This window comes from Priestia sp. RMT2NF4 (assembly GCF_047872835.1).
In the GTDB taxonomy this organism is placed as follows: Bacteria; Bacillota; Bacilli; order Bacillales; family Bacillaceae_H; genus Priestia; species Priestia zanthoxyli.
Window position 1 is genome coordinate 293,318 of record NZ_JBLQZO010000004.1, and the last position, 14,242, is coordinate 307,559.

Annotated in this window: 14 protein-coding genes; all 14 read left to right on the forward strand. The window is 38.7% G+C overall.

What is annotated here, in order from left to right:
• Nucleotides 1–21: 21 nt before the first annotated feature.
• The 14 genes from ACMX9J_RS19010 to greA all read left to right on the forward strand — a co-directional run bounded on the left by ACMX9J_RS19010 (nucleotide 22) and on the right by greA (nucleotide 14,199).
• Nucleotides 22–2,379 (forward strand): ATP-dependent RecD-like DNA helicase, encoded by a 2,358-nt coding sequence (locus tag ACMX9J_RS19010; protein WP_047749816.1) that lies wholly within the window; start codon nucleotides 22–24, stop codon nucleotides 2,377–2,379.
• Between the two features lie 141 nt (nucleotides 2,380–2,520).
• Nucleotides 2,521–2,712 carry a hypothetical protein gene (locus tag ACMX9J_RS19015; protein WP_013059292.1) on the forward strand — a complete coding sequence of 64 codons (192 nt, stop codon included), beginning with the start codon at nucleotides 2,521–2,523 and terminating at the stop codon, nucleotides 2,710–2,712.
• A gap of 25 nt (nucleotides 2,713–2,737) precedes the next feature.
• The gene (locus tag ACMX9J_RS19020) at nucleotides 2,738–2,872 is read left to right on the forward strand and encodes a YrzQ family protein (protein ID WP_013059291.1); all 135 of its coding nucleotides are present in this window, start codon (nucleotides 2,738–2,740) and stop codon (nucleotides 2,870–2,872) included.
• A 113-nt stretch (nucleotides 2,873–2,985) separates the two neighbouring features.
• Complete coding sequence (locus ACMX9J_RS19025) at nucleotides 2,986–4,047, forward strand: AI-2E family transporter (RefSeq protein ID WP_028411681.1); 1,062 nt, start codon at nucleotides 2,986–2,988, stop codon at nucleotides 4,045–4,047.
• Between the two features lie 388 nt (nucleotides 4,048–4,435).
• Nucleotides 4,436–7,069, forward strand: a complete 2,634-nt coding sequence (gene alaS, locus ACMX9J_RS19030; protein WP_154991838.1) for an alanine--tRNA ligase — start codon at nucleotides 4,436–4,438, stop codon at nucleotides 7,067–7,069.
• Between the two features lie 84 nt (nucleotides 7,070–7,153).
• Nucleotides 7,154–7,423, forward strand: coding sequence for an IreB family regulatory phosphoprotein (locus ACMX9J_RS19035; RefSeq protein WP_013059287.1), 270 nt, complete (start codon nucleotides 7,154–7,156; stop codon nucleotides 7,421–7,423).
• On the forward strand, nucleotides 7,424–7,840 hold the full coding sequence (gene ruvX, locus ACMX9J_RS19040; protein ID WP_013059286.1) for a Holliday junction resolvase RuvX: 417 nt from the start codon (nucleotides 7,424–7,426) through the stop codon (nucleotides 7,838–7,840).
• A gap of 154 nt (nucleotides 7,841–7,994) precedes the next feature.
• On the forward strand, nucleotides 7,995–8,279 hold the full coding sequence (locus ACMX9J_RS19045) for a DUF1292 domain-containing protein (RefSeq protein WP_013059285.1): 285 nt from the start codon (nucleotides 7,995–7,997) through the stop codon (nucleotides 8,277–8,279).
• 412 nt (nucleotides 8,280–8,691) lie between these two features.
• Entirely contained in the window at nucleotides 8,692–9,795 is a 1,104-nt protein-coding gene (gene mltG / locus ACMX9J_RS19050; RefSeq protein WP_028411679.1) for an endolytic transglycosylase MltG, read from the forward strand.
• 181 nt (nucleotides 9,796–9,976) lie between these two features.
• Entirely contained in the window at nucleotides 9,977–10,633 is a 657-nt protein-coding gene (locus tag ACMX9J_RS19055; protein WP_028411678.1) for an O-methyltransferase, read from the forward strand.
• The gene (locus ACMX9J_RS19060; protein WP_028411677.1) at nucleotides 10,630–11,559 is read left to right on the forward strand and encodes a peptidase U32 family protein; all 930 of its coding nucleotides are present in this window, start codon (nucleotides 10,630–10,632) and stop codon (nucleotides 11,557–11,559) included. The genes ACMX9J_RS19055 and ACMX9J_RS19060 overlap by 4 nt, the downstream gene beginning before the upstream one ends.
• A gap of 39 nt (nucleotides 11,560–11,598) precedes the next feature.
• The gene (locus ACMX9J_RS19065) at nucleotides 11,599–12,861 is read left to right on the forward strand and encodes a peptidase U32 family protein (RefSeq protein ID WP_028411676.1); all 1,263 of its coding nucleotides are present in this window, start codon (nucleotides 11,599–11,601) and stop codon (nucleotides 12,859–12,861) included.
• A 7-nt stretch (nucleotides 12,862–12,868) separates the two neighbouring features.
• Nucleotides 12,869–13,504 carry a uridine kinase gene (gene udk, locus ACMX9J_RS19070; RefSeq protein WP_028411675.1) on the forward strand — a complete coding sequence of 212 codons (636 nt, stop codon included), beginning with the start codon at nucleotides 12,869–12,871 and terminating at the stop codon, nucleotides 13,502–13,504.
• 218 nt (nucleotides 13,505–13,722) lie between these two features.
• Nucleotides 13,723–14,199: a transcription elongation factor GreA gene (gene greA / locus ACMX9J_RS19075; RefSeq protein ID WP_013059279.1), complete on the forward strand. Its 477-nt coding sequence runs from the start codon at nucleotides 13,723–13,725 to the stop codon at nucleotides 14,197–14,199.
• The last annotated feature ends 43 nt before the right edge of the window (nucleotides 14,200–14,242 follow it).

Genomic DNA, 14,242 nt, shown 5'->3' on the forward strand with positions numbered 1-14,242 from the left:
AGCGGGTAAAGGAAGGATAACATGAACGAAGAACTAGTGAACCCTTCACAGCCAGAACGTCATTATATAAGCGGCACGTCAATTGTAACGGTTTTTCATAACGAAGAAAACTTATATAACGTTACGCGGATACGGATCAAAAAAACAAATTTAGAGATTGAAGATAAAGAAACGGTCGTTACAGGCTATTTTCCTAAGCTTAATGAAGATGAAGTATACACATTTTACGGGGACTTCAAAGAGCATCCAAAGTTTGGTCTGCAATTTCATGTTGAGCAGTTTAAAAAAGAACTTCCGCAATCAAGGCAAGGGGTTGTTCAGTACCTATCAAGCGATTTATTTCACGGAATCGGTAAAAAAACCGCTGAAAATATTGTGGACGCCCTAGGAGAACGCGCTATTTTTCGTATTTTGCAAAATGAGTCCGTGCTAAAAGAGGTTCCGAGGCTTTCAGCCGACAAGGCAGAGGCTTTAGTAACGCAGCTTCGTGAACATCAAGGGTTAGAAGAAGTAATGGTAAAGCTGACAGACCTCGGGTTTGGACCGCAGCTTTCGATGAAGATTTTCCAAGCGTACAAACAAGAAGCGCTTGAAATTGTTCAAAATAATCCTTATCAGCTCGTAGAAGATATTCAAGGTATTGGTTTTAGCAGGGCCGATGAACTTGGAAAGAGGCTTGGTATGGCAACCAACCATCCTGATCGTTTGCGTGCAGGTATTTTATACGTCATTGAGCAAGAATGTAATCAAATGGGACATGTATACGTCACGGCAGATCAGCTGTATGGAAAAACAGCAGAGCTTCTTCGAAAAAGCAGGCATGAGAATCTGTCTGAAATGGATCTTACAAGAGAAGTGGACGCATTAAAAGCAGACAAAAAGCTTATCATTCAAGACGAAAAAATTTATTTTCCTCCCCTTTTCTATGCTGAAAAAGGGCTGGTTAAAGCTATTCAAAAAATTATGGCCCAAACGCAATACGAAGAGCAGTTTCCAGAATCAGAATTTTTACTAGCTTTAGGTGAACTAGAAGAGCGATTAGACGTGCAATATGCACCGTCTCAGCGCAAGGGCATACAAACTGCTTTAATGTCTCCAATGCTTCTTTTAACAGGTGGACCAGGTACAGGGAAAACAACGGTTATTAAAGGAATAGTCGAACTCTATGCAGAACTTCACGGATGTTCGTTAAATCCAGGGGATTATAAAAAAGATGAAGCTTTTCCTGTTTTACTTGTGGCACCTACTGGACGCGCTGCTAAACGAATGAGCGAAGCGACCGGACTTCCGGCAGTTACGATTCACAGATTATTAAAATGGAACGGACAAGAAGGATTTGACCATAATGAGGAGAATCCAATTGACGGAAAATTATTGATTGTGGATGAAGTATCGATGGTAGATTTGTGGCTTGCTCATCAGCTGTTTAAGTCTCTTCCTGCTAATTTACAGGTTATTTTAGTTGGAGACGAAGACCAGCTTCCTTCAGTAGGTCCGGGACAGGTGTTAAAAGATTTACTGAGTTCAGAAGTAGTTCCTACCGTCCGTCTGACAGATGTATACCGGCAAGCGGAAGGGTCATCGATTATTGATTTGGCTCATGAAATAAAAAAAGGAAAGCTTCCGGAAGACTTATCGAGGCAGCAAGGAGATCGTTCCTTTATTCGCTGTCACGGACAGCACATCACGAATGTCGTGCAACAAGTTTGCGGGAATGCGTTAAAAAAAGGCTATACGGCTAAAGATATTCAAGTTCTAGCTCCTATGTATAAAGGTCCTGCAGGGATTGATAAACTGAATGAAGTTCTTCAGGAATTATTTAACCCGGCTTCTGAGCAAAGAAGAGAGCTTAAGCACGGAGATATTACGTACCGAGTCGGAGATAAAGTGCTGCAGCTTGTAAATCAGCCGGATAGCAACGTATTTAACGGAGATATGGGAGAAATCGTCTCAGTTTTCTTTGCCAAAGAAAATACGGAAAAACAGGATATGCTGGTTATTTCATATGAAGGAAACGAAGTAACTTATACAAAGCAAGACTTTAATCAAATAACTCATGCATACTGCTGTTCCATTCATAAATCGCAGGGAAGTGAATTTCCCATTGTTGTGCTTCCAATTGTCAAAAGCTATTACCGAATGCTGCGACGCAATTTACTTTATACCGCCGTTACGCGAAGTAAACAGTTTTTAATTTTATGCGGCGAAGACGAAGCGTTTCAGCTTGGAGTCAGCCGGAATGAAGACAGCGTTCGACAAACGAATTTACAGCCCCTGCTTCGAGAAAGCTTGGATAACGACATAGAAGATCCCGAAATTCCATTTATGAAAGATGCAAATATTGGGATGGAAAACGTTACGCCGTATGATTTCATGTAACCTTTCGCATGCTAACAAAGAGTTAAATAAACTCCTTTGTTGCCATCCTTCTTTGCTAATTGTCAGAAAATAAAGTATGGGCGTGAAAAAAAGTGGACATAATGCGTTTATATAAGTAGAACGTATAAAGAGGTGTCGACTTTGTTTAAATGTCCAAACTGTAAAAGTATTGACGTTGGCAAAATTGGTGTAAATCAGTATTACTGCTGGAATTGTTTTATTGAAATGACTATTTCAAAAGGACAAATTAATACTCACCAAGTAGAAGAAGATGGAACATTGAGCTCGCTTGATGATTTGTTCTCAGATGACGAGCGCACAATCAATTTCTAATTCTTTTTTACCGGGAGGAAGAGCAATGGGCAGAATCATTCCGTCAGTAGTCGCTTTCGGTCTTGGAGCTTATGCATTTAAAATGGCAGATGATCGAGAGATGTTTACAAAAAGAAATATGAAAAAAATGCGTAAACGTATGATGAAAGCTATTCACTAATAAAAAAGCACTATTGCACTGAGCTGCAATAGTGCTTTTTTGCAGGCAGAAGATACAACTGCATGTATAAACTCCTTTCTTTATCAAAAAATAGAAGGGAGGAGGAGTTTACGTTGAAAGATAGTTCATTCAAATGGTTCTATAGATTCGGACTGCTGTTATTAGCACTGCTGTGCGTATTAGTCTTTTTTAAAGTCCAGTTTTTATGGCTGCCTGTTATTTACATGTTTTTAAAAGCACTGCTGCCTTTTTTTATTGCAGCATTCATTACATATTTACTTCATCCGCTTATTGAAAAAACCCATGACAAAGGCGTGCCTCGTCCTCTAGCTATTTTACTGATCTACATCATCTTTTTTGGAGGAATCGGATTTGGAGCCTATAAGTCGTACCCTATTTTTGTGGAACAAGTAAAAGATTTAAACGAGCAGCTGCCTCATTTTACGAATACATATAGACATTGGGTAGAATCGATTCATGATCGTACAACTTCACTTCCAAACGGTGTACATGAAAAAATTGAAGGCAGCATTGATGATGTAGAGGCTACGCTCAACGTGTGGCTTACAAAAGTGGCGGAAGGATTAAAATCATTGATTACCTCTTTTTTGATTTTAATCATTATTCCATTTATTGTTTTTTATATGCTAAAGGATTTTTCCTCTATTAAGAAAGCAACAGCTTATGTTACACCTAAAAAGTGGCACAAACCAGGCGAACGTTTTTTATCGGATGTGAATGAATCGCTCGGCAATTACATTAGAGGGCAATTTTTTGTTTGTCTCATTATTGGTGTGATTGCCACAGCAGCACTTTGGTTCTTTCATGTACCTTATGCACTTCTTTTAGGCTTTATTATTGGCGTAACGAATATCATTCCGTATTTTGGCCCGATTATTGGTGCGGTTCCAGCAGCTATTATTGCAGCAACTATCTCGATAAAGTTGGTTATTACCATTGTCATTATTATCTTTGTGCTGCAGTTTCTAGAAGGAAATGTGCTGTCTCCGCTTATCGTAGGAAAGAGCCTTCATATTCATCCTTTGTTTATCATGCTTGCGCTCCTTTTAGGAGGAGAGTTTGGAGGAGTATTGGGTCTCATTTTGGCTGTGCCAATTTTAGCAGTCGTTAAAATATCTATTTTGCATATTCGCTCTTATACGCTCAAACATTGACAAAGAGCGGTTAATTTGTCATAATATCGCCATAAGAAAACGCTACATATTTTGAACACAATGATGGATCGAGTACGTTGCACACTGGTTTTTAGAGAAGGGCTTCCTTGGCTGAAAGAAGCGCTAAACAAAGAGCAGCTGAACGCTAGTCCAGAGTGCAGGCTAAAACCTGCCGTGTCAGCAACGTTAACGCTATGAAGGTGATAAATGCTTTTGGCATTTATAATCAGGGTGGTACCGCGAGTTCAACTCTCGTCCCTGCTACAGGGATGAGAGTTTTTTTGTGTGCAAATAACTAGCAATTACTTTTGGACACAGGGAAAATAGATGCTTTTATGTCATCATTTTTTTGTCTATAAATAAGAAGAGTATTAAAGGAGGACCAATCATGAAAAAACTGACGTCAGCACAAGTTCGTCAAATGTATTTAGATTTCTTTAAAGAAAAAGGCCATGATGTAGAACCAAGCGCATCTTTAGTTCCGCATGAAGATCCATCTTTATTATGGATTAACAGTGGAGTAGCTACATTAAAAAAATATTTTGATGGTCGTGTTATTCCTCAAAATCCGCGTATTTGTAACGCACAAAAATCTATTCGTACAAACGATATCGAAAACGTAGGTAAAACGGCTCGCCATCATACGTTTTTTGAAATGCTTGGTAACTTCTCTATCGGTGATTATTTCAAAGAAGAAGCAATCCAATGGGCATGGGAATTCTTAACGAGCGATAAATGGATTGGATTCGACGCAGATAAGCTATCTGTAACAGTTCACCCTGAAGATGAAGAAGCATTTAAGATCTGGAATGAAAAAATGGGCGTGCCTAAAGAGCGTATCATTCGTTTAGAAGGTAACTTCTGGGATATTGGAGAAGGTCCGAGTGGTCCAAATACAGAGATCTTTTATGATCGCGGAGAAGCATATGGAAGTGACCTAACTGATCCCGAATTATATCCAGGTGGAGAAAATGAGCGTTATTTAGAAATTTGGAACCTTGTATTTTCTCAGTTTAATCATAATCCTGATAATACGTACACGCCGCTTCCAAAGAAAAATATTGATACAGGAATGGGCTTAGAGCGTATGGTTTCTGTTATTCAAGATGTGCAAACAAACTTTGATACAGATTTGTTTATGCCAATTATTGAAGCAACAGAAAATATTTCAGGCGCTAAATATCGTACAAATGATGAGCAAGATACGGCATTTAAAGTCATTGCTGACCACATTCGTACGGTAACATTTGCTGTAGGTGATGGTGCTCTTCCTTCAAATGAAGGCCGCGGGTATGTATTGCGTCGTTTGTTACGCCGAGCAGTTCGCTATGCTAAAAAGTTAAACATTAATCGTCCGTTCATGTACGACCTAGTGCCGGTAGTAGGTGAAATCATGGTTGATTTCTATCCGGAAGTAAAGGAAAAAACGGATTTTATCCAGCGCGTAGTCAAAAATGAAGAAGAGCGTTTTCACGAAACGTTAAATGACGGACTAGCTATCTTGGCAACTGTTATTAAAAAAGAAAAAGCGCAAAACAGTGATACGGTACAAGGCGAAGATGTTTTCCGTCTATATGATACGTATGGCTTCCCTGTTGAATTAACGGAAGAATACGCAGAAGATGAGAACATGAAAATCGATCATGCAGGTTTTGAACGTGAAATGGAAGCACAGCGTGAGCGTGCGCGTGCTGCTCGTCAAGATTCTAGTTCTATGCAAGTTCAAGGCGGCGTACTTGGTGAAGTAACGGTTGCAAGTGAGTTTGTGGGCTATGATAAAAATGAAGTAGAAACAGTTGTTGAAGCAATTATTGTAGACGGTGAGCTTGTTGACCGTGCTGAAGCTGGAACAGAAGCGCAAGTCATTTTAAGCCACACGCCATTCTACGCAGAAAGCGGCGGTCAAATTGCGGACCAAGGTACGATCCAAAGTGCTTCAGGAAAAGCGGAAGTAAAAGACGTTCAAAAAGCGCCAAATGGTCAAAATGTCCAAACGGTATCTGTAACAAGCGGCGAGCTTGTAAAAGGTGAAACATACATGGCAACGCTTGATGAAGAAAACCGCAGTGCAATTGTGAAAAACCATACGGCAACGCATTTATTGCATCAAGCATTAAAAGATACGTTAGGAACGCATGTTAATCAAGCGGGTTCTTTAGTAACAGCGGATCGTTTGCGCTTTGACTTCTCTCACTTTGGTCAAGTGACACAAGAAGAGATTGAGAAAATTGAACAAATCGTTAATGAAAAGATTTGGGACAGCATCTCTGTACAAATTGAAAACAAAGCAATTGACGAAGCAAAAGCGATGGGTGCAATGGCGCTATTTGGTGAGAAATACGGAGATATCGTGCGCGTAGTACAAGTAGGCGACTACAGCTTAGAATTATGTGGTGGATGTCACGTACCAAATACATCTGTTATCGGTTTATTTAAAATTGTATCAGAATCTGGAATCGGTGCAGGTACTCGACGTATTGAAGCTGTAACTGGAAAAGCTGCCTATCAGTTAATGAATGATCAAGTAGGTTTACTAAAAGAAGCTGCGGCAAAAGTAAAATCCAACCCGCGCGATTTAGTAGGGCGCGTTGAAGGATTACTAGAAGAAATTCGTAATCTTCAGCGTGAAAATGATTCACTATCTACAAAGCTTGGCAATATTGAAGCTGGCAATCTTGTTGACCGCGTACAAAACATTAATGGTGTAAATGTCCTAGCAGCAAAAGTGAATGCAACGGATATGAATAACCTTCGTGCAATGGTTGATGATTTAAAACAAAAATTAGAATCTGCTGTGATCGTATTAGCTTCTCCACAAGGTGAAAAGGTAAATATTATTGCAGGTGTAACAAAAGATTTAATTGCTAAAGGCCATCATGCTGGCAAACTTGTTAAAGAAGTAGCAACGATTTGCGGCGGAGGCGGAGGCGGACGCCCTGACATGGCGCAAGCTGGAGGAAAAGACGCTAGCCAAATTGAAAAAGCACTTGGCACTGTAGAAGAATGGGTTAAATCCGTTTAATTCTCCTCTTTCTTGGTGTACAATATAAATAAGACTTAGCATAGTGCACAATGTGTTCACAAATTAAGAGAGTGAGGTGGGACCGTGAGTTCATTTGATAAAACCATGCAATTTAATTTTCAAGATGAGCCAGCTGAAACAAACGTACATGAAGTATTGTTTACGGTTTATGACGCACTGCAAGAAAAAGGCTACAACCCGATTAACCAAATCGTTGGGTATTTGTTATCAGGAGACCCTGCTTACATTCCTCGTCATAACGATGCGAGAAACACAATTCGCCAGTTAGAGCGAGACGAGCTCATTGAAGAACTTGTTAAATCTTATTTACAACAGCATCGAAAGGATTCATAAATGCGCGTATTAGGATTAGATGTAGGAACCAAAACAATTGGTGTGGCAGTTAGTGATGAAATGGGATGGACAGCGCAAGGAATTGAAACAATTAAAATTGCAGATGAGCAGATGGAGCAATCATATCCTCGTTTACAGCAGTTAATTGACGAATATTCCGTAGAGAAAATCGTAGTGGGTCTTCCTAAAAATATGAATGGTACGATTGGCCCTCGAGGCGAAGCGTGCATCGAGTTTGCTGACAACGTCAAAGAAAAACTTAACATTGAAACGATGATGTGGGACGAGCGCTTGTCAACGATGGCAGCAGAGCGAGTACTGCTGTCTGCCGACGTAAGCCGCAAGAAACGCAAAAAAGTAATCGATAAAATGGCAGCTGTTATGATTCTTCAAGGATACTTAGACAGCAAGCAATAAGAAAAGCAGCAGGCTTTGCTTAAGCTGACAAGTTATGACTTTCCCTTTTGCATATTCTTTTGTACGTAAAAGGGAAGTGAAATAACTGAACAGCTTGCTTTTCGCTGAAGAAAAAGTTAAGCTAAGAGCTTACAATATAAAATGAGGTGCAAACATGAGCGTAGAAGAAAATAAAATTACAATCGTCGATGAGAATGGAAATGAGCAGCTATGCGAAATTTTATTCACATTTGATTCTGATCAATATAACAAATCATATGTAATTTACTATCCAATCGGAGCAGACCAAGATGATGAAGAAGAAATTGAAATTCATGCATCTGCTTTCACACCAAGTGAAGACGGTCAAGACGGCGAGCTTCAACCGATTGAAACAGAAGAAGAGTGGGACATGGTTGAGGAAATGGTTAACACATTCCTTGACGAAGAAGGCGAATAATTATAGTGAAAAAGCTGATGACAATCGTTATCAGCTTTTTTTTACATAGAGGCCGTTCTTTTTAGATATAAAAAGGTTTTTCCTTGCATTCTTAGGGGAGATTGTATGATAATGACGAAAAATGAGATAAATTGTAGTATAATAATTCCTGCGTGTGAGAGTGCATTTTAATAAAAGAATTCATTGTTTGAACGGATGAAACTAGACTTTGGGCAGACAATAACATAAATCATGGAAAAAATTTAGGAGAGGCGATAGTTTAAGGAAGCGATACCATCTCACACCTATAGGAGATACGAATGAATCGCAATCTCATGTATCCTCTCTGTTCATACTTACAAAAAATCAAGAAGAAAAGAGGTGAAACTGGTTGTATCTTCTTTTACAGAAGTAGATTTAACCAGGAAGCTGCTTGTCGCAACAAACATTTTTACCACCTAATCGTTCAAGGAAAAAACGAGTTATTTTTATTACAATTATCGTACTTCTTTTACTTGTTGGCGGTGCATTTTTCTATGCTCAATCCCGCTTAACACCCGTGGATCGAAACAGCAATAAAAAAGTAAATGTGACCATTCCACAAGGTTCTTCCGTTCAATCGATTGGTACGGTATTGAAAAAAGAAGATTTAATTAAAAGTAAAAGTGCCTTTCGCTATTACGTAAAATTAACCCATGTATCTGGATTTCAAGCTGGAACGTATTTATTTTCTCCTTCCATGAGCTTAGGGGAAATGGTTGAAAAAATGGAAAAAGGCGAGGTTTCAAAACAACCTGATATTCGTGTCACCATTCCAGAAGGACGCCAGCTTGTCGAAATTGCTGATATCATTGCTAAAAATACAAAGTTTACAAAAGACGAAGTCATGAAAAAGCTAGACGATAAGGCATTCATCAATAAAATGAAAGAAAAGTATCCAGATTTAGTAACGGATGAAGTGATGCAAAAAGATATTAAACATCCGCTAGAAGGTTATTTATATCCCGTTACGTATGATTTTTATGATAAAAATGTGTCGTTAGATGAAATATTGGATAAAATGGTAGGGAAAACAAATAATGTATTAGGTCAGTACAGTGGGCAAATGGAAAAGAAAAAATTCAGTGCACATAAATTGTTAACCATGTCTTCTCTAATTGAAGAGGAAGCGACTGCGAAAGTCGACCGAGAAAAAATTGCCAGCGTCTTTTATAATCGCCTTGAAAAAAACATGCCTCTTCAAACGGATCCAACCGTATTATATGCCTTAGGAGAGCATAAAGACCGGGTGTTCTATAAGCATTTAGAAGTGGACTCTCCTTACAATACGTATAAAGTAAAGGGGTTGCCTCCAGGACCAATTGCCAGCTCTGGATTGATGTCAATCAAAGCTGCGTTACATCCAGCCAATACAGATTATTTATACTTCTTGGCTACACCTGAAGGAAAAGTTATTTTTACCAAAACGTTAGAAGAACATAACAAAGAAAAAGCCAAGCATATTACAGGTAAAGAAAAGCAAAATACCGAAAAATAATTGGAAATTTAAAATTGGGGAATCGCGATACTTCGCATTCCCCATCTTTTATGTTAAAATATATCGGGTTTACGTAAAAACGAAAAAAACTTATAATAGACTAGTTGTCTTACTATTTTGCAGTAATGAAACGTTATGAAAACATAATGTAAAATGTACTTCTGAGAACGGAGGAAGTGTTTTGCTTTTACAAAACGTAGAGCAGTATGTGGAAAAGCTTATTCCTAAGCGCCAGGAGCTTATTGAAGAAATGGAAGCTTATGCAGAAGAACATCACGTTCCGATTATGGAATTGATTGGTGTTGAAACGCTATTGCAAATTCTTCGTCTTCATCAGCCAAAACATATATTAGAAATTGGAACAGCGATTGCATATTCGTCTATTCGAATCACCCATGCGCTTCCAGAGGCACGAGTGGTTACGGTAGAACGAAATGAAGAGCGTTACCAAAAAGCGCAAGAGTTTATTGAACGGGCGGGAAAACAAGATAAAATTGTGTCGTTGTTTGGAGATGCACTTGAGCTTAGAGATGAAATTGAACGTCATGGTCCTTATGATGCAGTCTTTATCGATGCAGCTAAAGGTCAGTATCAGCGTTTTTTCGAACATTATGAGCCGATGCTATCTTCTAAAGGAATGATTATTTCGGATAACGTACTATTTAAAGGTCACGTAGCGACCGATTTGGCGGAAGTAGAAACACGTCGACGCCGTAGCTTAATTAAAAAAATTCAGGCATACAATACGTGGCTGATGAATCATCCCGATTATTATACAACTATTCTCCCTATTGGAGACGGAATCGCGATTAGTATTAAAAGAGGTGACCAAGAATGAAAAAACCAGAACTATTAGTGACACCAACTGCAGTTTCGGAAATCGAATCATTACTACAAGCTGGAGCAACAGCTATTATGGTTGGTGAACAGCGCTACGGTTTGCGTTTAGCAGGTGAATTCAAACGTGAAGATATCGTAGAAGCTGTAAATATTGCTCATCAGCATGATGCAAAAGTCTACGTAGCGATGAACGGATTATTTCACAATGATAAAATCGCCGAATTAAATGAATATATTTTATTCTTAAAAGAAGCAAGCGTGGATGCGATTGTATTTGGAGATCCGGCTGTATTAATGGCAGTGCGTGAAACAGCTCCAGAAATGAAGATGCACTGGAGTACTGAAACAACGGGAACAAACTGGTATTCATGTAACTACTGGGGCCGCAAAGGAGCTAAGCGTGCAGTTCTTGCTCGTGAGCTAAGCATGGATAGCATCATTGATATCAAAGAAAAAGCCGAAGTAGAAATTGAAGTTCAGGTGCATGGCATGACGTGTATGTTCCAATCGAAACGTTCACTTCTTGGCAACTACTTTGAGTATCAAGGAAAAGTCATGGAAATTGAAAATCGTAAAGTAGAAAAAGATATGTTTTTACTTGATAATGAGCGAAACAATAAGTATCCAATTTTCGAAGATGAAAATGGAACGCATATTATGAGTCCAAATGATATGTGCATTATCGATGAGCTTTCCGAAATGATTGACGCTGAAGTAGATGTATTTAAAATTGACGGCGTATTAAAGTCACCGCAATATATTTTAGAAGTAACAAAAAAATATCGTCAAGCGATTGATTTATGTGTAGATGACCGTGAAGAATACGAAAACGTTAAAGACGATTTGTTAGAAGAAATTGAAAGCTTGCAGCCAATTAACCGCCCGTTAGACACAGGGTTTTTCTTTAAAGAAACGGTATATTAAAAAGCATGCAAAGAAAGATAAACAAAGGAGGTACAAACGATGGCTGTTCAAATCGATACTGTAGTAGAAGGTAAACGAGTTATTACTAAAAAGCCTGAGTTGTTAGCTCCAGCCGGTAACCTTGAAAAATTAAAAGTTGCCGTACACTATGGAGCAGATGCTGTGTTTATCGGAGGAAAAGAGTTTGGCCTTCGTTCAAATGCAGATAACTTTACATTTGAAGAAATGGCAGAAGGTGTTCAGTTTGCAAACAAATACGGCGCACGTATTTATGTTACAACAAACATTTTTGCTCACAATGAAAATATGGACGGACTTGAAGATTATTTAATGGGATTAGAGCGCGCTGGCGTTTCTGGAATCATCGTAGCTGATCCGTTAATTATCGAAACCTGTCGACGCGTTGCACCTAAGCTTGAAGTACACTTAAGTACCCAGCAATCACTTTCAAACTGGAAAGCCGTTCAATTCTGGAAAGAAGAAGGATTAGAACGTGTTGTACTTGCTCGTGAAACGGGTGCTGAAGAAATGCGCGAAATGAAAGAAAAAGTGGATATTGAAATTGAAGCTTTTATTCACGGAGCGATGTGTATTGCTTATTCAGGCCGCTGCGTGCTAAGTAACCACATGACAGCGCGTGATTCAAACCGTGGAGGCTGCTGTCAATCATGCCGTTGGGACTATGATTTATTTAAAGTAGAAGACGGTAAAACGGAAACGCCTTTATTTGATGAGCAAGACGATCCGTTTGCAATGAGTCCAAAAGATTTAAATTTAATTCAATCTATCCCTCAAATGATTGAGCTGGGTATTGATAGCTTGAAAATTGAAGGACGTATGAAGTCGATCCACTATATTGCAACAGTGGTGAGCGTATATCGCAAAGTGATTGACGCATACTGTGCAGATCCTGAGAATTTTGTGATTCAAAAAGAATGGCTTGATGAGCTAGACAAATGTGCGAACCGCGATACGGCTCCCGCCTTTTTTGAAGGGGTTCCTGGAGTGGATGAACAAATGTTTGGCGTACACGGCAAGAAAACAAAATTTGATTTTGCTGGTTTAGTATTGAATTATGATGAAGAAACAAGCATCGTGACATTGCAACAGCGTAACTATTTTAAACCGGGAGAAGAAGTGGAATTTTTTGGTCCGGAAATTAAAAACTTTACGCAAAAAATAGATAAAATTTGGGACGAAGATGGCAATGAACTAGATGCTGCGCGTCATCCGCTGCAAATTGTGAAATTTAAAGTGGACCAACCTCTATTTTCATATAACATGATGCGAAAGGGGATTTAAATATAAAATGGGGAAAAAGCCCGTTGTAATCGGTATCGCTGGTGGATCCGGTTCTGGTAAAACAACTGTAACCAAAGCTATTTATGAGTATTTTAAAGGGCATTCTATTATGCTTCTTGAGCAAGACTATTATTATAAAGATCAAAGCGATGTACCGTTTGAACAGCGTTTGCAAACAAATTACGATCATCCTCTAGCATTTGATAATGATTTGCTGATTGAACACTTGCAAAACTTATTAAATTATGAGAGCATTGACAAACCGGTATATGATTACGCAATTCATACGCGCTCTGAGAAGGTAATTAAAGAAGAACCAAAAGATGTTATTATCTTAGAAGGTATTCTTGTACTAGAAGATCAGCGCTTGCGTAATTTAATGGATATCAAGCTATACGTAGATACAGATGCGGATCTTCGTATCATTCGTCGTATGCTTCGTGATATTAAAGAACGAGAGCGTACGCTTGAGTCAGTTGTTGATCAATACGTATCTGTCGTTCGCCCGATGCATAATCAGTTTGTTGAACCAACAAAACGCTATGCAGATATTATCATTCCTGAAGGCGGTCAAAACCACGTAGCGATTGACTTGATGGTCACTAAAATTCAAACAATTCTTGAACAAAATGCCATTTTATAATAACATAGCATAGATGCAGGAATTTTTTTGAAGACAATGCAGACATATTCTGCTAACTAAACACAAACATTATAAAGAATAGAGAAACGAGCAGCTTCTATTTTGAAGCTGTCATTTCTCTATTAACTGATTTTTCCACAGAGTGGAAAATTTTTTGTACATACAGAAATCGACTGTATACACTAGAGATTTTGAGTTCAAGAAGGAGTGAAGGGATTATGGCACAAGAAAAAGTATTTCCAATGACAGAAGAAGGAAAGCTAAAGCTAGAGCAAGAGCTAGAATATTTAAAAACAGTAAAACGTAAAGAAGTTGTAGAGCGTATCAAGATCGCCCGCAGTTTTGGAGATTTATCGGAGAACTCTGAATACGATTCTGCAAAAGACGAGCAGGCTTTCGTGGAAGGACGTATTACAACGCTTGAGAATATGATTCGCAATGCGAAAATTATTGAAGAAGATGTAGAAAATTCTTCTATCGTATCATTAGGTAAATCTGTAACATTTGTAGAGTTGCCAGATGGTGACGAAGAAACGTATACAATTGTAGGTAGTGCAGAAGCAGATCCATTTGAAGGGAAAATTTCAAATGATTCGCCAATTGCTAAAAGTCTAATGGGCAAACAAATTGGAGATCAAGTAACTGTTCAAACTCCTGGTGGAGATATGTCAGTGAAAATTGTATCTGTTAAGTAAAACATATGGTTGGAAGCGTTCTACTGAATGCTCGTAAGTAAAA